This is a genomic window from Bacillus sp. ABA4_010 (genome assembly GCF_056159105.1).
In genome coordinates, this window is record NZ_JBSWUN010000004.1 from 308,879 (window position 1) to 329,716 (window position 20,838).

The window sequence follows — 20,838 nt, forward strand, 5'->3', positions numbered from 1 at the left end:
CATGCGAATTACACAAGGAATGTTAGCGGCGAATTCATTGCGTCATATTAGTCAAAGCTATGAACGGTTAGGAACATATCATGATCAGTTGGCGACGGGGAAGAAAATCACTCGACCGTCAGACGATCCAGTTGTGGCGATGAAAGGGATGTACTACCGAACAACTAGTACAGAAATTGAGCAGTATGAACGCAACATCTCAGAAGTGTATTTATGGATGGAAAACTCAGAAGCAGGATTAGAACAAGTCAACTCCATTTTGCAGCGTATGCGTGAGCTGGTTGTACAGGCGAAAAACGATACGAATAGCTCGGAAAACCGCCAGGCAATCGCGAAGGAAATTGAACAGTTGAAGCAAGACCTCGTTCAAACAGCAAACACACAAGTATCCGGACGTTATATTTTCAACGGGACCCAAATTGATAAAGCACCCGTTACGTACGATAACTTAGGTGGAACACCGGATGCGACCGGGGTAAGCGGGGATGAATTTGGCATTGAAGTGTCTAAAGGAATTTCCATGCGTGCCAATATTGATTCGACAAAAGTGTTTAATCAAGGTTTGTTTGACACGGTTTCTGCGATTCACACAAAGCTGGAAAATGGTGATCCATCTGACCAATTGGACGGTCTATTGCAAGAATTGGATAATCATATGAATAGTTTGTCTGCGGAGCGCTCCGAACTTGGAGCCCGCTATAATCGTTTAGAACTCATCGAATCCCGTCTAGCAACACAGGATATCATTGCTAAACGTATCTTGTCTGATAATGAAGATGCGGACATTGAAGAAGTCATTACCAATTTGACGACGCAAGAAAGTGTGCATCGTGCAGCCCTCAGCGTTGGGGCAAGAATTATTCAGCCAACACTCATGGACTTTTTAAGATAACTTAAACAAACGTTTGTTTTATGCCATTAAAAAAGGACCCGCTATGAAAATCCGGTACAATCAAGGATTCATTGACGGGTCTTTTTACTAGGAGGAGAGATCGATGCAGTTTCCGCAAATACGATTGGAGTCTACACCAGTCAAAATGGAACTGTCGAAAACGAAAAGTCAGCTCGAAATGGAACAGCCACAAGCCGAGCTGTCTTTTCAGCAAAAGCAGCCAGAACTTATAATTGAAACAACACCGGGAAGACTAACGATTGACCAAACGGAAGCGTGGGCGAATCTTGATTTAAAACATATCTTTCGGCGCATTGAAGAACATGCGCAAGAAGGACAGCAAGCATGGCTTCAAGTACTGGAAAAGACCGTAGCAGAAGGTAAAGAGCTTATGATGATTGAAAACGGTGGAAACCCGATTGCCTCACAGGCAAAGCGAAACAGCCTTCCGGCAGAGCGAAAAGTCGATACAGGTAGCACACCGGCTCCATTCAGCGTAAAGGTTCACTATGAGCCGGGGCAGGTGCGATTCGATCCGAAAACGTATCAAGCAGTGACAGACATTAAACCGAATCAGCCGAGAATTCATTACACACCAAGCCAATTACATATGAACATTGCCCAGTATCCATCTTTAAAAATTGACGTACAACTGTAAAAGAGGTCGATAAACATGAAAATTGAAACGAAATATCACGGAGAAATAGACATTGCTACAGAAGATATTATTCAGTTTGAACAAGGAATTCCAGGATTTGAAGACGAGCACGAATTTGCCGTTTTACCATTAGATGACGATAACGTTTTTTACATTCTTCAATCTGTTCAAACGGCTCCATTAGGATTAGTCATGACAAGTCCGTTTCACTTTTTAAAAGAGTACGATTTCACCATCGAGGACAGCTACGTTGAACAGCTGCAGTTAGAAGATGCAAAAGATGCTGCTGTTTACGTTATTTTAACGGTAGCTGAAAATTTCGCAGACTCCACTGCTAACTTGCAAGCCCCTGTCATTATTAACATGAAACAACATAAAGGAAAACAAATTATCTTAACGAACACACCGTACGAAACGAAACAAAAACTATTTCCAACAACGATAAAATAAAGGAGGGAAGGGGGCATGCTCATTCTCACACGGAAAGTGAAGGAATCCATCAAAATTAACGATGACATTGAAATCACCGTCATATCCATTGGCGGAGACCAAGTGAAAATCGGCATCAATGCACCAAAGAACGTTGAAATTCACCGAACGGAAATTTATGATGAAATTCAAAAAGCGAATAAAACCGCATCAAATACTGTTACTGATTTAAGAGATAAACTGAAAAATTGGAACAACCCACAATAAAACTGCCCGAGCGGCAGTTTTATTGCGTTTAGAGACAAAATGTTTTCATCTTTTATTCTATTTTTTATAATATTTTTTTGTATTTTACTATAAAAATCAAAAGCACTGTCGATATATTAAATGTAAACATCATCTACAAAAAAGGCGGCCGACTTTGAGTAGAAGATGAATCCATCCACAAGGACGTGGAGAGGGACATTCAAGGAGGAAAAGAAAATGAGAATTAATCACAATATTGCGGCGCTTAACACGTATAACAAATTAAACAGTGCTTCAGGTGCACAAGCGAAATCAATGGAGAAATTATCTTCAGGTCTTCGTATTAACCGTGCAGGAGACGATGCTGCAGGTTTAGCAATCTCTGAAAAGATGCGTGGGCAAGTACGTGGATTAGAGCAAGCTTCTCGTAACTCTCAAGATGGTATTTCTTTAATTCAAACAGCTGAAGGTGCATTAAACGAAACTCACTCAATTTTACAACGTATGCGTGAATTGGCTGTTCAATCTTCAAATGGTACTGCAACAGATGCTGATCGTTCAGCGATTCAAGCCGAGGTTACTCAACTTGTAGAGGAAATTGACCGTATCGGTAATACAACTCAATTTAATACAATGAATTTACTAGATGGTAGTCAAGGTAAAAATGTTAACACTGCTGGAGCTACTAACACTAGTATTGTCAGCGCAAAAGTTATTTCACCAGCAATGGATAATGGAAACTATAGCTTGACAGTTGCGAATAAAGCAGGTTCAGGTGCTGTATTGAATACATCAGGTACTGGTTCTGCATTAAGTGCAGACAATGTGAAACTAAATGTAGCTTCAACTACTGCTGATGTAGGTGAAACATACACTATTTCGTGGGACGACGGTGACGCAGCTGCAGCAGTTATTACATTAAAAAATTCTGAAGGTGATGCTTTAGCTACAATCACTGCAGATATGACAAGTACTACTGCATTTAATTTTGGCGGTGGTACACATCAATTTGATTTTAATGCTGCAATCAATACAAATGGTGCAGGTTCAGTAACTTTTAGAACAGAAATGTCTGCTGATTATACAGTTACCAATGCTGGTGGTGTATCTACAGCTTTAACTGGTGTAGTATCAAATAACGGTGAAGTTGAAGTTGGTGGATTTAGAATTGATGTTGATAAGACATTAGCTGACGGAACAGATGCTACTGGCTTGGTAGTTGCTGGTAGTGATGTTGAGTTCCAAATTGGTGCTAACGAAAATCAGACGACTAAATTAGCGATCTCTGATATGAGAGCAGCAGCCCTTGGAGTAGCTAATTTAGATGTTAATGATCAAACTAGTGCAAAATCAGCAATTACAACAATCGATACTGCTATTAAATCCGTATCGGAAGAAAGAGCAAAATTAGGAGCGGTACAAAATCGTTTAGAGCATACTATTAACAACCTAGGTACATCTGCTGAAAATTTAACAGCTTCCGAGTCTCGTATCCGTGACGTAGACATGGCTGCGGAAATGATGAACCAAACGAAAAATTCAATCCTTTCTCAAGCTGCTCAAGCGATGCTTGCTCAAGCGAACCAACAACCACAAGGTGTACTTCAATTACTTCGTTAATTTTAGTCGCTTTTGGAAGAGAGACCTTAGGTTTACTAAGGTCTCTTTTTTTAGATTTGGAGGATTGAAGGATGCGAATTAATCATAATATTACAGCACTAAATACTTATAATCGATTCTCGAATGCTTCTAATCAAATGATGAAATCTACTGAAAAACTTTCAAGTGGATTGCGCATTAATAGAGCAGCGGATGATGCAGCGGGTTTAGCCATATCGGAAAAAATGAGAGCACAAATTAGAGGATTAAATCAAGCTTCTCGTAACATTCAAGATGGCATTTCTTTGCTTCAAACGGCAGAAGGTGGATTAAATGAGGTCCATTCCCTCCTTCAAAGAGGGAGAGAGCTATCTGTTCAAGCAAGTAATGGAACGAATACGCTTTTTGACCGTGAAGCACTGCAGGCAGAGATTAGTCAAATAACAGAAGAAATAGACCGTATTTCAGAAACAACGCAGTTCAATGGCATTAACCTTTTAGATACATCCAATGTATCGTCAAATGATAAGCAGAAGATAATAGATTATCTACAACGCTCTTGGTTAAGAGCGAGTGAACAGCTAGTATTCAATACTCTTGGTATTAATGGTGGAGGAGCGAACTTGACCATCACTTTACAAGATACGATTGATGGGGTAGGAAATACGGCTGCGCGTGTAATGTATAGCTATATCCCAGGAGTCACAACAACGGGGAGCAACATCGAGTTGCAAATAGATATGGCCGATTTCTCACCTCCGACGTTTCCAAATGGGGGAACAGGTCCTTTTTACAGTGACCGCATTATTGCTCATGAGATGACGCATGCAGTCATGGTCGCTACGGTAAATGTTACCTCAGGGATGCAAACATGGTTTATGGAAGGGGTAGCCGAAGCGGTACACGGGGCAGACGAACGATTAGCCGCGAGCTTGAGCTCTTTAACCGCTCAACAGGTCGTAGATCTTATCGGAACAGGAACATCAGCATGGGGCGGCACAAGTGACGATTACTCCATGAGCTACGTAGCTGTTCGCTATATGGATCATTTATTAAAGACGAACGGCGATGCAAACGGTGTGAAAACCGTTCTATCCAATCTTGTAGCGAATAATGGTAATAATGCTTATACATTAGATAATGCCATTAATGATGCGTTCACAGCTGTCGGATTAGGGGCAACCATTAATGATGCTTCCACATTTGCGACAAACTTTAAAGCAAATGGGGCGGCATACATTGGCACAATGAATCTAACTAATGCAGATACAGGGTCATTGTTAGGTTCTGATGTAACAGGGAACCCAGCTGATCAAAAAACAGCCACTTCAGTGGTAGACGATACTGACGGAGGATTAACGAACGATCCATTAGTTAACTTTACTGAACTTTGGCCTACTTTAAGTACGTCGACTACTGGGGGCATAAAGATTCAAATAGGGGCGAATTCCTCACAATTAATAGATATCTCTAAAGTGGATGCTCGAAGCAGTAGTATCGGTATCGATTCAGTTGATGTTGTAAATAACGCCCAGCAAGGGATTGTAAGCTTTGATAATGCCATAAAAACTGTTTCGAGTTACCGTGCCGGAATGGGGGCATTACAAAATCGGTTAGAAAAAGCGATGCTGGTTACAGCTAATTCAGCGGAAAACTTAACCGCGGCAGAGTCTCGTATCCGTGACGTCGACATGGCGAAAGAAATGATGAAACAAACGAAGCATTCGATTCTTTCTCAAGCTGCTCAAGCGATGCTTGCTCAAGCGAACCAACAACCACAAGGTTTGCTTCAATTACTTCGTTAAGTTTAAATAAATGATTTAGAAGAGATATCAGATTGTTTGGTATCTCTTTTTTTTGCTGTATCCATTCCTCATATTTTCGATGCTAGTTGCCTCTACTTCTTCTTTTTCTTTTCGGATGAGTTTTTTAAACGCCTTCTCCTTAATGTAAGTAAAGTGTGATGTTAAAATACGTACTTCCATCATTCTACATCGCTTCTTAATATGTTCTTTTTACCCGTTTAAACAGATAAAAGAGGAACCAGCTTAGGAAAAGCCCTTTTTCTACTTAACTGAATCAATTTCATAATAGTTTCTTTTCCTTAGTTGGAAGGACAGAATTTTAGTCGTTTCTTTTTTTAATGCTAAGCGGCTTGACTCATTTCTTTCATTTGTCGATTGATTCGATCTACGGCCAATTTCGAGGCATTATAAACAAGCGTTACCAGATCGAAATGAACTTTTGCTCGTTTTCCAGATCGATATCGGACGTTTTTCAATTGAAAGAATTCTTTTAAATAGGCGTTCACTCGTTCAACGGCACTCCTCTGATGGTAAAGCTTCTTCCAAGCTTCTGACCCACGGCCTGGGGCGCTATATTTCCGAATATCTGTCTCCATCTTGATTTTATAGACCTTTTGACAAAGGGAATCGTGAGCTAACGGACAGGTTTTACATTCGTTTGGCTGCGTGTATTTCAGAGTCTGATACTTCTCATCAAAACTATCATAGCGATACGAGTGTTCTCGTACGCAAGTGGGCGCGAAATGTTCATCAAAACCAAGGGGTTCTCCTTCGTTTCGCTTATTATAAGCAATAATGGCTTTGGCTTTCATACGATGAAGCTGCGTATAAATCGCTTCGTAATCATAGCCTGCATCGAATACTCCGTACTGAACGGTCAACGAAGAAAGCCGTTTTTGAAGACCCTTTAACAGAGGAATCGCGGCTTTTCCATCATTCAAACTGGCCGATGACATGAGAGATTGAAGAATATATTGGCTCTTGGATCCAACCGCCAAATGGGCTTTGAATCCAAACCAAAAGGCGTTCTTTCCTTCACTATTTTTCTTGATCCCCCAGTTTGGGTGTAAAGGTACATCTGTCCGTAGGGTTTCAAGACTGACATATAGTTGATCTTCTATCGTTTTCTCGTAAATAGTTTTTTGATCATCTCGCTCTTGTTTTTCTTGTTGATAGGCTTCTTGTTCAGCCTTCGGTTTACGGCCACGCTTTTTTGGTTCGGTCTTTGGCTTCTTTTCTTGTGGCGTAGCCCGGTCTCGAGACTCGAAATGTGTCGCATCAAACGAGACCACATCATCGTCAATAAACCCTTCTTGAATGGCCTGAAGAAGAACGGTTTCTTGAACCGTTTCTAGTGCCTTCGATTCGCTTAACTTTTGAGTGAACCGAGAAAAAGAAGCCTCAGAAGGGATACGATCAGAAAAAAGAAACCCACATTCAAGGTGGAACATAAAATCGTTTCGTAACCGTTTGACGAGATCTTTGATGGTGGGAATTCGTTCCACAATACGAGCAACGAGGGCGTAGATCATCGCTGGATAATTTAATTCAGTAGGAGCGCCGTACACCGTCTTTTTAGACACGGCAAATAATAATGGCTCTATATTCAGTGTCGAAAAAATGGCTTCAAATCGTTTTGTTGGTTCTAATTCATATAAATCCTGCATGCCAAACAGGCTTCCTTGTCGTATAATAGACATAGGGAGTCACCTTCCATTCTTGTGTTGTTTTAGTGTGGTTACTAAACAGTATACAAGAATTTAGGGAGGTACTCCTTTTTTAAGTTCTTAAAAGCCTTGGGCGACAAAGGCTTTAAAATATGAAATTGATTCAACTAGGAAAAAAGTATGAATTTGGTGATTTCTTTAAGTAATGCATAACATTTACTTTAATATCCATTATTTCTATTTTTTATTTTCCTATTTGACAAAGTTCGACAAAAATAGCGGTTTCTAACTAATGGAAATTTATATAGAATAGATTTTGTGAATTTTTGACTTGAAGTCATCTTTTAGTTATTGGGTAATTATTCATAGAACCTTTTCACTATTAAACCATCATTATGGAGGGATTAGCGATAATCATACCATTCACTCAGGGAGGAAAAGAGAATGTTAGTATTAGGCAGGAAGCCAGGGGAGTATATCGTTGTTAATAATCAAGTATTTACTAAAGTAGTGAAAAGCGCAGATGGGCATTTAAGACTTGCGATTGAGGCGCCGCTAGAAATATCCATTGTACGTGGCGAAATGTATGAAAAAAATAAAAAAATATAAAAAATACACTAAAAAAACAAAACGAGCGGACGATATATACAGTGTAAGTTGGAGATATTGGTTATTTAGGATGAATAACCCTCATATACAATAATTTTATAAAAAATACTCAAGGATGAGTTAATAAATCTATTTAAATTGCAGGACGCAATCCATGAATAGGTTTATTAACTCATCCTTTTTTTATTGCCATCAAGGAGGAAGAGCTATGTTAGTATTAGGCAGGAAGCCAGGAAAATATGCAGTCATTAATGAGAATATTATCGTAAAAGTAATCAAAAGCGAGGACGGACAGTTACGTTTGGCCATCGATGCGCCAAAAGAAATCTCCATCATGCGCGGCGAACTTTACGAAGCACAACAAGCTTAATAACCAATCAGAACTCAAGGACGAGTGAATGACTATGAGCAAAAGGACAGGACGATCCTTTTACTCATACTATTCACTCGTCTTTTTTTTATGGATATAACTAGAGGTTCCTAACAAGGAAAATCTCTAATTATATAAATCAATCAAAAAGGTGAAAACGGATGTTCACCTAAAATCCAAGGAGGAAACAAAAATGAGAATTAATCACAATATTGCGGCGCTTAACACGTATCGTCAGTTTGGTGCAGCTAACACGCAACAAGCAAAATCAATGGAGAAATTATCTTCAGGTCTTCGTATTAACAAAGCTGGAGATGACGCAGCAGGTTTAGCAATCTCTGAAAAAATGCGTGGTCAAATTCGTGGGTTAGAAATGGGTTCTAAAAATGCCCAAGATGGTATCTCATTAATTCAAACGGCTGAAGGAGCATTAAACGAGACGCATTCAATTCTTCAACGTATGCGTGAGTTAGCGGTCCAGTCTTCGAATGATACAAACACTGATAGTGACCGTGGGGAAATCCAGAAAGAAGTTGAGCAATTAAAAAAGGAAATCGACAGAATTTCCACTACTACAGAGTTTAATACAAAAAGTCTGATTAATGGGGACTTATCTGGTGCAAAAACAGCACAGGGAACTATACTTGAGTCCGTTGTCTTAAAATCAGGTGGTACTGCCATTACTTCAGCAGGTGCTACAACACAAACACTTCAAAACCTTCAAGACTCTAGCGGTAATAGTCTAGGTATTAAGGGTGGAGATGTAATTAATGTTAGTGGGGTTAAAAATGGTTCTGCGATATCTACTAGTTTTACTGTAGCCGGATACACTACTACATCTGCGACTGGTCTAGAAGCAACTGGTGATAACCAAGCTGCATTAGCTCTTACTGCTGGTGATACTATTACATTTGAATATGATGGTCAACAATATACTGCAACTATTGGATCAACTGTTGCTGCTGGTGCAGGTCAATTATCAGCACAAGCAACAGCACTTCAGACGGCTCTTAGGGATGCTGTTGGTGGAAGTAATACTGATATCAACGTAGCTAGAAGTTCAGGTGTTGGTGTAAATGATGATACATTAGGGTTTACAACTACTTCAGGAAAAGATATAAAAATACTTTCTGCTACTACAACAGATGCAGGATATGCAACTGCTTTAACTGGTGGTACAACAGATACGTCAACTCATCTAAATGACTTATTAACTACTATTGATAACATGACTGGTGGCACTTCTACTATAACATCAAGTGGAGAACTGCAAGTTAGTGGTGATTTAGGTACTGCCAATGCTCTATCTGATATTAAATTAAATATTACTGGTCGTTCACTTTTTAATAACAAATTAAGTGCGTTTACTGAAACTCAAGAAGCGCAAGATACAAAAGTGGACACTTCTTTGTCGTTTCAAATTGGTTCGAATGAAGGTCAGACAATGGCTGTTGATATTAATGAAATGAGTGTTCGTTCATTAGCACTTTCATCAGTAGATGTTTCAACTCAACAAGGCGCACAAACAGCAATTACTGTTATCCAAAATGCTTTAGAGGAAGTATCCACTGAACGATCTAAGCTCGGTGCATTCCAAAACCGTCTAGAACACACAATCAACAACTTAGGCACATCTTCTGAAAACTTAACTGCTGCGGAATCTCGTATCCGTGACGTAGATATGGCGAAAGAAATGATGAACCAAACAAAGAATTCTATTCTTTCTCAAGCTGCTCAAGCAATGTTGGCTCAAGCAAACCAACAACCACAAGGTGTTCTTCAATTATTACGTTAATTTTAGATTACTTGAAAGGGACTCTAGTTTTACTAGGGTCTTTTTTTGTTAAGGAGCTCACTGAATGAACAAAGATTCTTGCCATGATAAAAAATTTCTGGAAGAACAACTCCAATGGTGTAAGCAACAGGATTGTATTTTAGAGGAAATGGAAAAGAAGCTGTATGAAATGAAGAGACTAGCTGAATATGCTTTGGAACAGCAACTTACTGCAAGTGAAGTTGCGGATTTTAATGAGCGATTAAAGCAACTGAAAGAGGATATTAATTTTCTAAATAAGCAGTCGATTTCAGTTGCCCATTAGAAATGAGCAAGATAGAATTCTTTTTAGTTCCTTGTAAGTTGTTAGAAACAGAATTTTATACGGATACTTCAACAGGTGATCATCGTTTAAAAGAGGTCACCTTTTTTGTGTGGTACATGTTTAATGAACGAAGGTATGCTTTATAATTTTTAAAACTTTGTATAAATAACTGTGTGTAAACCATCCTCCATGATAAGAAAACATTATAGGTCGAATAGCACGTCTTTTTTTATCCAAAGAACAACCATAAAGGTTTTCTAAAACTATCCGATAATATAAACAAAAGAACTGTGTAGTTAGGGGGCCATTCGATGATTGAACGACTTTCCTCAGCAACTACGACTTCTTACAACTCAGAGATGATTAAGAAAGTAAATGAAGAAACGAACACAGGTGGACAAGAAACTAAAGAAGGTAGGCTTCTTAATAAAGAGCAGATTGAAGACGTGGTGAAGGGGTTGAATGAGTTTGTCCAGCCAACTCGTACATCCATTCAATTCGAGCTACATGAAGAGTCTCAAGAGTATTACGTAAAAGTGATCGATATAGGGACGAATGAGACAATTAGAGAAATTCCTTCTGAGAAACTATTAGATATTTATGCGACCATGACTCAATTTTTAGGGGTTATGTTTGATCGAAAAATATAGCGGGGTGAAAGTATGCGTATTGGTGGATTAGCAAGCGGAATGGATATTGATACACTTGTTGCAGAGTTAATGAAGGCGGAGCGAATGCCGCTCGACAAGCTAACAAAACAAAAGCAAACAGTTGAGTGGCAACGTGATAGCTATCGTTCCATGAACACATTATTGGCAGATTTAGATACGACGATTTTTGATGGGGTGTTTCGTCAGTCCACATTTGTGAAAAAAAACATTACAAGTTCGGATGATTCTAAAGTAACTGCTACAGCTTCTAGTGCCGTATCTAATATAAATACAACGATTGAAGTTTCAAATCTAGCGACTACAGCTTCTTGGAAAGCCGATCTTGGTGTGAACTATGATTTTAAAGATTTGACAAAATCTTTATCTTTCCCCTTATCCTTATCCTTTAAGGTGACAGATCCAGGAGAATCAATACCAAGAGATGTAATGTTGTCTATTACAGCTGAGGATGACTTGGAAGGTGTTTTAAACAAGATTAATGCTTCCGGTTTAGGTGTAACTGCTATGAGGGCTACTCTTACAGGCAACAAAGACACGATTGTTTTTTCAAATAATAAGACTGGGGCTGGAAGCCAGATAGAGCTTGTTGATGCGGCAACTCAAGATTTTATGAGAGATGTACTGAAATTCAGCTTAGATGGTTCAAATAACTTAACGAAAGATAAAGAAGGAGTTAATGCTACTGTCAAAATCAATGGTTACGAGATGGAGAAAACCTCTAATAATTTCACTTTAAATGGTATGAGCTATACGTTGAAAAATACAACGACTGGACCTGTGACGATTTCTTCAGCTACAGATACAGATAGCATTTTCAACTCCATTAAAAGTTTCGTCGATAAATACAACGAAGTCATCAGCAAAATTAACGGCGAGCTGACAGCTGAACGCTATCGTACTTATGAGCCTTTGACAGATGAAGAAAAAGAAGCGATGACGGAGAAGCAAATTGAATTGTGGGAAGAGAAGGCGAAAAGCGGACTGCTTCGTAATGATTCGATTTTATCGAGTGCGTTAAATAAAATGCGAACAGATATGTATTCGCGCGTAGGAAATGATACGGATGGTATCAATAATGACTATGATCAATTATCGGAAATTGGGATTACGACCTCAAGTAACTACTTAGACCGTGGGGAACTCATCATTGATGAAAATAAATTAAGAGAAGCGATTTCGAAAGATCCGAATGCGATTTATCAGCTGTTTGCAAATGACGGCTCTACGTCTGAATCAAAAGGGATTGCTCGGAGATTACGTGATACAATTAAAGAAACGGTTAGTAAAGTGGAAGAAAGAGCAGGAAAATCGGTTTGGACGAATCAGCGGTTTACGTTAGGGCGGAACTTAGAGAGTATTAATGACCAAATTGACAGCTTCCAAGACCGCCTCACCCAAATCGAAGATCGTTACTGGCGCCAGTTCACGGCAATGGAGAAGGCAATCCAGCAAGCCAACACTCAGTCTTCATACTTAATGCAGCAATTTTCATTTTAAAAGGAGTGACCCATGATGGCAATGAATAATCCATATCAAGCGTATCAGCAAAATAGTGTGAACACGGCTTCGCCTGGAGAGTTAACGTTGATGTTGTATAACGGGTGCTTGAAGTTTATGAAGCTTGCTCGTATGGCAATTGAGAAAAAAGATATTGAAGCGAAAAATGAGAATTTGTTAAAGGCACAAAAAATTATCCAAGAGCTGATGGTGACGCTCAATATGGATGTGGAAATGTCGAAAACGATGATGGCGATGTATGATTACATAAACCGTCGTTTAATAGAAGTGAATATGAAAAATGATTTAACGATTTTAGATGAGGTGGAAGGGTATGTGACTGAGTTCCGTGATACGTGGAAGCAAGTCATTCAGTTGAATCGTCAAAAGGCGCATCAAGGTGGGCAGGCATAGTGAGTGCAGTAGTAGAGGTGTATAGCTTAACGAAACGACTGCATGAGCTTGTTCAAACACCTCAAGAACGCAACGAACGGGATGCTTACATTAAAGAGGTCGAAAAGCTACTTGAACAGCGCCAACAGCTTCTTCCTCGCGTTCAGCCCCCGTTTTCAGCCGAGGAGAAGACGCTCGGGCAGGAAATCATGGAAATGAATAAAGTGATTGAAGGGCAACTGAAGAAACAAAAAGAGGAAGTGGCTGCTGATCTTCGCGGAGTAAAGCAAAAGCAACAGCATACGAATAAGTACACGAATCCGTATGAGAACCTTTCGTTTGACGGAACGTTTTACGATAAACGGAAGTGAGTTAGTTGTATGGTCAGTTTAGCGTGGTCTCATATTGAATTTATTCATGGTTATGTCGAACTTCTTCAGTCGATTGAAGAAGGGCTGGAGTATGTCGAGGCCAGTTTTGCTGATTACAGCAAAACAGAGGGTGACCTTGTGCTGAGTGATGTACTGGATGGAATGATTCAAGTTCAGTCCGCTCATGTTCAGCTGGAAGCAATTTTTGCGGAAGACGTTCGTTTCATCGAGATGATCGAGCAGTACAGGCAGGTCATCGATGAATGCTTACAGCTCGAAGGGAAGATGGAGTGGCTGGACGAGAAGCGAAGAATTGTGACTACTGTCATTATGCCTGCTTTTATAGCTTGGAATCAATCGATGTTGTTGGCATTAAAACCTTATATTACTCACTAATGAAAATCCTTGCAAAAAAGCAGGGATTTTTCTTGTTTAAAAGGAATAGTTATATAATCCCGACAAAGGTATTCGGTGTATCGATAGCCACTCGAAAGAAAAAATAGATAGTTCATAAAATTTTCACTATTTTTTAAAGTTTAAGAAGGAATTTTGTCGGGTATTGTAGAAATAGGTATACATATCCCTTTTGGATAAGAAGGAGGAGTTCAAGGTATGATGTATAACATTCGTGGCGAAAACATTGAGGTAACTCCAGCAATTAGAGAGCATGTTGAGAAAAAGTTAAGCAAATTAGAGCGTTATTTTACAGAAGAAGTAAACGCTGATGTCTATGTAAACTTAAAAGTATACAACAACAAACAAAAAATAGAGGTAACGATTCCGATGACGCATCTCGTTCTTCGTGCAGAAGAAGTGCATGATGATTTATACGCGGCAGCTGATTTAGTAGTCGACAAGTTGGAGCGTCAAATCCGCAAGCATAAAACGAAAGTGAATCGCAAGCTGCGTGAAAGAGAGCCAGCAAAATACGTATTCGCTAACAATGTCGAAGGCACGGTGGCAGTGCAGGACGAAGAGGAAGATTTAGAATTAGTCCGTAACAAGCGCTTTGACTTAAAGCCGATGGATAGCGAAGAGGCGATTTTACAAATGAACATGCTTGGGCATAACTTCTTCGTTTTCACCAATGCTGACACGAACGTGACAAACGTGGTGTATCGCCGTAAAGACGGGCGCTACGGGTTAATTGAACCAAATTAAACTCCATATAGTTTGCTAAAGCCTGACTTTCCTAGTGGAGAGTCAGGCTTTTTAGATGAATTTTCCCTTTTTTATGCTAGTATGTCCACAATGCTGGTCCTTAGCTCTGTACGCAAATCGAGTTCATATGGATGAACCGCTTCTCCGTACGGATTTTGGATGACTCGAACAATCGGGTGGAGCGGAGTGTCTGGAAAGGTTTCAGAGACCACTGCCGTTTCCCCTGAGTGAAGCTTTACAACAGAGGCGATGGGATAGACGGCAACATGTTTTAAGAAGAGTTGAACGAGCTCATAGTCAAATAAGGTGTTTCCAGAGCCCGCTATATATTCGACTGCTTCCTTTCGCGTATACCGTTTCCGGTAGCTTCTAGAGGAGGTGAGGGCGGTATACGTATCGGCGAGTGCGACGATGCGGGCATATTCGTGAATGTCTTCGCCCCGAAGCCCGCACGGATAGCCACTTCCATCGAACCGTTCATGATGCTGGAGGGCGCAGTAAGCGGACGAAAGCGAGAGGTCTAGTTGTCGACGTAGAATGTGGAAGCTTTTTTCTGTATGGGTGTTGATGATAGCTCGTTCTGCTTCAGTGAGGTTGCCGGGCTTGTTCCAGAGACTTGTCGGAATTTGCGTCATCCCAATATCTACTAAGAGCGCGCCTGTTCCTAAGTCGAGCAGCTGGTTCGTGCTGTATCTTTTGGCAATCCCGATAGTCACAGAAATAACGGCAACTTGAACTGCGTGATGAAACAGATGTGCTGATGGCAAAACAAGGTCAGATAGCGGAATAAGCAAATGTTTTTCGTTCATAAGGTGGTTTACAATCTCTCCTGCAAGCTGTTGTCCTTTTCTTTCGGATAAATCGGACCTGTGTATGTCTTCTCCGTCCTGAATGGGGGAGATGGGCATTTTTCTCATCGCATAGATTCCCACCTTTCTATTTTTAGTTTGTTTTTCAACAAGGCTATGTTTGGTTACTTCATGGATATGTCTGATGTTGGACAAGTATGTGTGGGAAAAGAGGGAATGTACCCTTGCAGGCGGGAAGAAGGGGGGACATCAGTTGTCATCTAAGAGGAAGCAGTGTTACAATTTTAATGAGAATGATTTATAATAGAGAGATAAATAATAATTTATCTGTACATACTCGTATAAAGAAATGATAGAGAAACTGACTCAATGGTCATTATTAAAGATACAACGGGTTTTTGATGAAAGGTATGGTTGCAATCTGTGTCTTTCATGAGGATAACGGAAAAGGGTTGATGCTCATTCCTTTTCCGTTATCCTTATCCATTAAAAATAGAGGAGCGTTTTAAGATGCTTGGAATTTTTAAAAAGGTTTTTGACGGCAATCAACGCCAAGTTGGGCGATTAGAGCGATTGGCGGATCAAATTGATGCGCTTGGTCCGGAGATGGAAAAGCTGAGTGACGACCAGTTTAAGGAGAAGACAGCTGAGTTTCAACAGCGTTATCAAAATGGTGAAAAACTTGACGATATGCTGCCAGAAGCATTTGCGGTCGTGCGCGAAGCAGCGAAGCGTGTCCTTGGCATGTATCCGTATAAGGTCCAGCTCATGGGGGGGATTTCCCTTCATGAAGGGAATATCTCTGAGATGAAAACAGGGGAAGGAAAAACGCTGACGGCGACGATGCCTGTTTATTTGAACGCCATTACTGGAAAAGGGGTTCATGTTGTTACGGTCAACGAATATTTAGCAAGCCGTGACGCAGAAGAGATGGGCCGTTTATACGAATTTTTAGGCTTGACGGTCGGCTTAAATTTAAATAGTTTGTCCCGTGAGGAGAAGCAAGAGGCGTATAACGCGGACATCACCTATACCACAAACAATGAGCTTGGCTTCGATTATTTGCGTGATAACATGGTGCTATATAAAGAGCAAATGGTTCAGCGACCGCTTCATTATGCGGTTATCGATGAGGTGGACTCCATTTTAATCGACGAAGCTCGTACCCCGCTTATTATTTCCGGAACAGCTCAAAAATCGACGGCGCTTTATATTCAAGCAAACGCGTTCGTGCGTACAATGAAAAAGGAAGAAGATTATACGTACGATGAAAAGACGAAGGGCGTTCAATTGACAGAAGACGGGATGTCTAAAGCAGAGCGCGCATTTGGTATTGATAATTTGTTTGATATTTCTCATGTGACGCTGTTGCATCATATTAACCAGGCGCTAAAAGCACATGTGACGATGCAACGCGATGTCGACTATGTCGTTGAAGAGGACAAGGTTGTTATCGTCGACCAGTTCACGGGTCGTTTAATGAAAGGACGCCGCTTCAGCGAAGGTCTTCATCAGGCAATTGAAGCAAAAGAGGGCGTTGAAATTCAAAACGAAAGCATGACGCTTGCGACAATCACTTTCCAGAACTATTTCCGTATGTATGAAAAGCTTTCTGGTATGACTGGAACGGCGAAAACGGAGGAAGAGGAGTTCCGCAACATTTATAACATGCAAGTAGTGGTGATTCCGACGAACCGTGACATTGCTCGTGATGATCGGGCGGATTTGATTTACAAAACGATGGAAGGCAAGTTCCGCGCCGTGGTGGAAGATATTACCGAGCGTCATAAAAATGGTCAGCCTGTGTTAGTCGGGACAGTAGCGATTGAGACAAGTGAATTGTTGTCGTCGTTATTAAAACGAAAAGGGGTTCCGCATCACGTTTTAAATGCGAAGCAGCATGAGAGTGAAGCGCAAATCATTGAAAACGCCGGTCAAAAAGGCGCTGTAACAATTGCTACGAACATGGCTGGACGCGGGACAGACATTAAGCTTGGCGAGGGAGTGAGAGAAGTCGGCGGCCTTGCGGTCATTGGAACGGAGCGCCATGAGTCACGCCGAATTGATAATCAGCTTCGTGGTCGTGCTGGACGTCAAGGAGACCCGGGGGTTTCTCAGTTCTACTTATCAATGGAAGATGAGCTGATGCGCCGTTTCGGTTCGGACAATATGATGGCGATGATGGATCGTTTAGGAATGGACGATTCACAACCAATTCAAAGTAAGATTGTCACAAGAGCGGTAGAATCTGCGCAAAAACGTGTAGAGGGCAACAACTTTGATGCGCGTAAGCAGCTTCTTCAATATGATGATGTTTTACGTCAGCAACGTGAAGTAATTTACAAACAGCGCTTTGAAGTGTTGGATTCTGAAAACTTGCGTGATATCGTCGAGCGCATGATTCAATCAACGATTCAGCGTGTCGTAGATGTCAATACACCGCGTGAAGAGCTGGAAGAAGAATGGAATCTAAAAGGAATTGTCGATTTCGTAAACGGTAGCATGCTTGAAGAAGGGGCATTAACAGAAGGTGATCTTCGCGGTAAAGATTCAGAGGAAATGACCGAGCTTATTTTCGCAAAAGTGAAAGAAGCATACGATGAGAAAGAAGAAGGCATGGGTACTGAGCGCATGCGTGAATTTGAAAAAGTCATCGTGCTTCGTGCGGTCGATTCCAAATGGATGGATCATATTGATGCGATGGATCAGCTTCGCCAAGGAATTCACCTTCGTGCGTACGGCCAAATCGATCCGCTTCGTGAATATCAAATGGAAGGCTTTGCGATGTTTGAAAACATGGTCGCTTCCATTGAAGAAGAAGTGGCGACGTACATTATGAAGGCGCAAATTCAAAACAACCTTCAGCGTCAGCAAGTGGCTCAAGGTCAAGCGGCCGTTCATCCGAAAGAAGGCGATGCGCCGGTGAAGAAAAAGCCGAAAGTCAACGCTATTGAAGTTGGACGGAATGATGATTGTATTTGTGGCAGTGGGAAGAAATATAAAAACTGCTGCGGAAAGTAACGGAAAAGGAGATAGCCTTTTTCGTTCCTTTCCAAAAGAGATTTTCCCTGTATGGAGAGAAATCTCGAAGGTGAAGTGAGAAAATCCTTTTTGGAGGAAAGAGAGAAGCTTCCGTCCGTGTTGGGTTATTCCTGCCCATTTCGGTGAGAAAAAATAAAAATAAAACCGCCTTTTCCTATCATTTGTAGAAAAACAGATGATGTTGGCGAAAAGGCGGTTTGTTGTGGGCGGGTTTTTAAGCTATTATTAAGTAAATAATTATAAGAGGTGTGTTATACATGGATTTAGTAGTTATTAAGCAAGAACTTGAAAAAACAGCTAAGCGATTAGCGGACTTTAGGGGGTCTCTTTGACCTCGATGCAAAGCAAGACCGCATCAATGAATTAGATGAAATGATGGCTGATCCATCGTTTTGGGATGACCAGCAAGCAGCCCAAACGGTAATCAATGAAGCAAATGGATTAAAAGAGGCTGTGAATGAGTTTCATGATTTAAACAGCACATATGAAGACTTGCAAGTATCTTATGAACTTGTGAAAGAAGAGTTTGATGAAGAATTAGCAGAAGAGTTAGGGAACGAATTAAAAGAACTAACGGCTGCGTTAAATAAATTCGAGCTTCAGCTTCTGTTAAGCGATCCGTATGATAAAAACAATGCAATTTTAGAACTTCACCCGGGTGCTGGCGGTACGGAATCACAAGATTGGGGTTCCATGCTTCTTCGTATGTATACAAGATGGGCCGAGAAAAAAGGCTTTAAAGTGGAAACATTAGACTATTTACCTGGTGATGAAGCGGGAATTAAAAGTGTGACGCTTCTAATTAAAGGTCATAACGCATATGGCTATTTGAAGGCGGAAAAAGGGGTTCACCGTTTAGTGCGTATTTCCCCGTTCGATTCATCTGGACGTCGTCATACATCTTTCGTTTCATGTGAGATTATGCCGGAATTCGATGATGACATCGAAGTAGAAGTACGAACGGAAGATTTAAAAATTGATACGTACCGTGCAAGTGGAGCGGGTGGTCAGCATATTAATACGACAGATTCCGCTGTTCGTATTACCCACATACCAACCAATACGGTTGTAACGTGCCAATCTGAACGTTCGCAAATTAAAAACCGTGAAAAAGCGATGAAAATGTTAAAAGCGAAACTTTATCAGCTAGAGATCGACAAACAGCAAGCCGAATTAGCAGAAATTCGTGGCGAGCAAAAAGAAATCGGCTGGGGAAGCCAAATTCGCTCGTACGTGTTCCATCCATATTCTATGGTGAAGGACCATCGTACAAGTGCTGAAGTTGGAAATGTGCAAGGTGTAATGGACGGGGAATTAGATCCATTTATTGACGCATACTTGCGTTCTCGCCTTAGCTAATCATAAGAATAAAAAAGGAAGCCAAAATAAGGGGAGAGTATGCCCGTGTTTTGGTGAGCGAAGCCTGTGCATCATGCACGGGCTTCGTCCCTTTTTTGCCGTCTTTTTTCGGATAAAGGAGTAAAGGGATCGAGTACATATTGTAACGGAGGCGTTTTATGAAACATCAAGATGGACAAATTCAGCTAACGACGGCTGAAAAATTGATGGAGATTTTATATATTTTATTAGGATCTGCCATTGTGGCTTTGGCATTTAATTTCTTTTTATTGCCGAATCGGGTTGCATCAGGTGGAGTGAGTGGAATTAGTACGATTTTTGATGCGCTGTTCGGCTGGGAACCAGCTTATGTGCAATGGGCTTTTAACATTCCTCTTTTTATTGCAGGAGTGGTGCTGTTAGGGAAACAGTTTGGATTAAAAACGTTAATTGGCACTGTCTTTTTACCGTTGGTTGTCTTTTTATCAAGTGATATGGAGCCGGCGACGACGGACCCGCTGCTTGGAGCGTTGTTCGGCGGAATTGGGGTTGGCTTAGGGCTTGGGTTTGTGTTTCGCGGCAAGGCCTCAACGGGCGGCACGGATTTGGCGGCACAAATTATCCATAAATATACCGGTTTTTCTTTAGGGTTATGTGTCGCCGTTATTGATGGCTTCATTGTGCTTACAGCAGCCATTGTGTTTGATTTAGAAAGAGGGCTGTATGCACTTATTGCTTTATATGTGACAAGTAAAACGATTGACCTTGTGCAAATTGGTGTGCGCCGCTCGAAAAACGTGCTCATTATTTCGAAGAAAGAAGATGAGATTCGCGAGCTGATTTTTAAAGATATTGACCGTGGGGTGACAAAACTGCCGGCAGTCGGCGGGTATACGGAAACAGAACGCCCTGTATTGATGGTCGTCGTCGATCAATCCGAATTCACAAAGTTGAAACAAATTGTCAAAAGCATTGACCCGACAGCCTTTGTCATTGTTATGGATGCGACTGATGTGCTCGGAGAGGGTTTTAAACAAACATAAGTAGGTTATAATAAGGTGAGCCTTTGCCTAATGGGTGAACCTTCCAACTTTCACGTAGCTTAGGAAGAGTAAGCTGCCTACATAGTTTCACCTGTTGGAAAGAAGGAAAGAGATAAGCAGATTATTTCCTTTAAGGGGG

21 protein-coding genes and 2 pseudogenes are annotated in these 20,838 nt (G+C 40.9%); 20 read left to right on the forward strand and 3 right to left on the reverse strand.

Annotated features, from left to right (window positions below; all coding sequences use genetic code 11):
- The first annotated feature begins 1 nt into the window (after position 1).
- The 6 genes from flgL (at position 2) to ACXAEO_RS21055 (ending at position 5,629) form a co-directional block, all read left to right on the forward strand.
- On the forward strand, positions 2-892 hold the full coding sequence (flgL, locus tag ACXAEO_RS21030; protein WP_474884749.1) for a flagellar hook-associated protein FlgL: 891 nt from the start codon (positions 2-4) through the stop codon (positions 890-892).
- A gap of 103 nt (positions 893-995) precedes the next feature.
- Positions 996-1,550 carry a DUF6470 family protein gene (locus tag ACXAEO_RS21035; protein ID WP_474884751.1) on the forward strand — a complete coding sequence of 185 codons (555 nt, stop codon included), beginning with the start codon at positions 996-998 and terminating at the stop codon, positions 1,548-1,550.
- A gap of 15 nt (positions 1,551-1,565) precedes the next feature.
- Positions 1,566-2,000, forward strand: a complete 435-nt coding sequence (gene fliW, locus ACXAEO_RS21040; protein WP_474884753.1) for a flagellar assembly protein FliW — start codon at positions 1,566-1,568, stop codon at positions 1,998-2,000.
- Between the two features lie 15 nt (positions 2,001-2,015).
- The gene (gene csrA / locus ACXAEO_RS21045) at positions 2,016-2,246 is read left to right on the forward strand and encodes a carbon storage regulator CsrA (RefSeq protein WP_474884757.1); all 231 of its coding nucleotides are present in this window, start codon (positions 2,016-2,018) and stop codon (positions 2,244-2,246) included.
- A 216-nt stretch (positions 2,247-2,462) separates the two neighbouring features.
- Positions 2,463-3,845: a flagellin N-terminal helical domain-containing protein gene (locus tag ACXAEO_RS21050; protein ID WP_474884759.1), complete on the forward strand. Its 1,383-nt coding sequence runs from the start codon at positions 2,463-2,465 to the stop codon at positions 3,843-3,845.
- 71 nt (positions 3,846-3,916) lie between these two features.
- Positions 3,917-5,629: a flagellinolysin gene (locus ACXAEO_RS21055; protein WP_474884761.1), complete on the forward strand. Its 1,713-nt coding sequence runs from the start codon at positions 3,917-3,919 to the stop codon at positions 5,627-5,629.
- A 27-nt stretch (positions 5,630-5,656) separates the two neighbouring features.
- Here ACXAEO_RS21055 and ACXAEO_RS21060 read toward each other — a convergent pair whose 3' ends face one another.
- Both ACXAEO_RS21060 and ACXAEO_RS21065 read right to left on the reverse strand, forming a co-directional pair.
- Positions 5,657-5,812 (reverse strand): hypothetical protein, encoded by a 156-nt coding sequence (locus ACXAEO_RS21060; protein ID WP_474884762.1) that lies wholly within the window; start codon positions 5,810-5,812, stop codon positions 5,657-5,659.
- A 158-nt stretch (positions 5,813-5,970) separates the two neighbouring features.
- Entirely contained in the window at positions 5,971-7,329 is a 1,359-nt protein-coding gene (locus ACXAEO_RS21065; protein WP_474880048.1) for a transposase, read from the reverse strand.
- Between the two features lie 411 nt (positions 7,330-7,740).
- On the opposite strand from ACXAEO_RS21065, the gene ACXAEO_RS21070 reads away from it, so the two are divergent.
- The 11 genes and pseudogenes from ACXAEO_RS21070 to hpf all read left to right on the forward strand — a co-directional run bounded on the left by ACXAEO_RS21070 (position 7,741) and on the right by hpf (position 14,467).
- Positions 7,741-7,905: a carbon storage regulator gene (locus tag ACXAEO_RS21070; RefSeq protein WP_474884764.1), complete on the forward strand. Its 165-nt coding sequence runs from the start codon at positions 7,741-7,743 to the stop codon at positions 7,903-7,905.
- Positions 7,906-8,113: 208 nt separating this feature from the next.
- The gene (locus ACXAEO_RS21075) at positions 8,114-8,275 is read left to right on the forward strand and encodes a carbon storage regulator (protein ID WP_474884766.1); all 162 of its coding nucleotides are present in this window, start codon (positions 8,114-8,116) and stop codon (positions 8,273-8,275) included.
- A 193-nt stretch (positions 8,276-8,468) separates the two neighbouring features.
- Positions 8,469-8,822: pseudogene (locus ACXAEO_RS21080) on the forward strand (flagellin N-terminal helical domain-containing protein); the annotation flags it as partial.
- Positions 8,823-9,800: 978 nt separating this feature from the next.
- Positions 9,801-10,070, forward strand: a pseudogene (locus ACXAEO_RS21085) (flagellin); the annotation flags it as partial.
- Positions 10,071-10,134: 64 nt separating this feature from the next.
- On the forward strand, positions 10,135-10,374 hold the full coding sequence (locus tag ACXAEO_RS21090) for a hypothetical protein (protein ID WP_474884768.1): 240 nt from the start codon (positions 10,135-10,137) through the stop codon (positions 10,372-10,374).
- Between the two features lie 311 nt (positions 10,375-10,685).
- Positions 10,686-11,024, forward strand: coding sequence for a flagellar protein FlaG (gene flaG / locus ACXAEO_RS21095; protein WP_474884769.1), 339 nt, complete (start codon positions 10,686-10,688; stop codon positions 11,022-11,024).
- Positions 11,025-11,036: 12 nt separating this feature from the next.
- Entirely contained in the window at positions 11,037-12,542 is a 1,506-nt protein-coding gene (locus tag ACXAEO_RS21100) for a flagellar hook-associated protein 2 (protein WP_474884771.1), read from the forward strand.
- 15 nt (positions 12,543-12,557) lie between these two features.
- Positions 12,558-12,956: a flagellar export chaperone FliS gene (gene fliS, locus ACXAEO_RS21105; RefSeq protein WP_474885117.1), complete on the forward strand. Its 399-nt coding sequence runs from the start codon at positions 12,558-12,560 to the stop codon at positions 12,954-12,956.
- A complete protein-coding gene (fliT, locus tag ACXAEO_RS21110) occupies positions 12,956-13,306 on the forward strand; it encodes a flagellar protein FliT (protein ID WP_474884773.1) in 351 nt (116 codons plus the stop codon). Before fliS ends, fliT begins: the two co-directional genes overlap by 1 nt.
- 9 nt (positions 13,307-13,315) lie before the next feature.
- Complete coding sequence (locus ACXAEO_RS21115) at positions 13,316-13,702, forward strand: DUF8042 domain-containing protein (RefSeq protein ID WP_474884776.1); 387 nt, start codon at positions 13,316-13,318, stop codon at positions 13,700-13,702.
- Positions 13,703-13,918: 216 nt separating this feature from the next.
- Positions 13,919-14,467, forward strand: coding sequence for a ribosome hibernation-promoting factor, HPF/YfiA family (hpf, locus tag ACXAEO_RS21120; RefSeq protein ID WP_474884778.1), 549 nt, complete (start codon positions 13,919-13,921; stop codon positions 14,465-14,467).
- A gap of 71 nt (positions 14,468-14,538) precedes the next feature.
- Here hpf and ACXAEO_RS21125 read toward each other — a convergent pair whose 3' ends face one another.
- Complete coding sequence (locus ACXAEO_RS21125) at positions 14,539-15,384, reverse strand: HD-GYP domain-containing protein (RefSeq protein ID WP_474884779.1); 846 nt, start codon at positions 15,382-15,384, stop codon at positions 14,539-14,541.
- Positions 15,385-15,786: 402 nt separating this feature from the next.
- Here ACXAEO_RS21125 and secA point away from each other — a divergent pair, with 402 nt between their 5' ends.
- From secA to ACXAEO_RS21140, 3 genes are all read left to right on the forward strand, one after another.
- Positions 15,787-18,297, forward strand: coding sequence for a preprotein translocase subunit SecA (gene secA / locus ACXAEO_RS21130; protein ID WP_474884782.1), 2,511 nt, complete (start codon positions 15,787-15,789; stop codon positions 18,295-18,297).
- Positions 18,298-18,575: 278 nt separating this feature from the next.
- Positions 18,576-19,677, forward strand: a protein-coding gene (gene prfB / locus ACXAEO_RS21135) for a peptide chain release factor 2 (protein WP_474884785.1) whose coding sequence is annotated in 2 segments (ribosomal slippage) — positions 18,576-18,647 and positions 18,649-19,677 — 1,101 coding nt in all. Because the reading frame shifts where the segments join, the coding sequence is not laid out codon by codon here.
- Between the two features lie 158 nt (positions 19,678-19,835).
- Complete coding sequence (locus ACXAEO_RS21140) at positions 19,836-20,699, forward strand: YitT family protein (RefSeq protein WP_474884787.1); 864 nt, start codon at positions 19,836-19,838, stop codon at positions 20,697-20,699.
- The last annotated feature ends 139 nt before the right edge of the window (positions 20,700-20,838 follow it).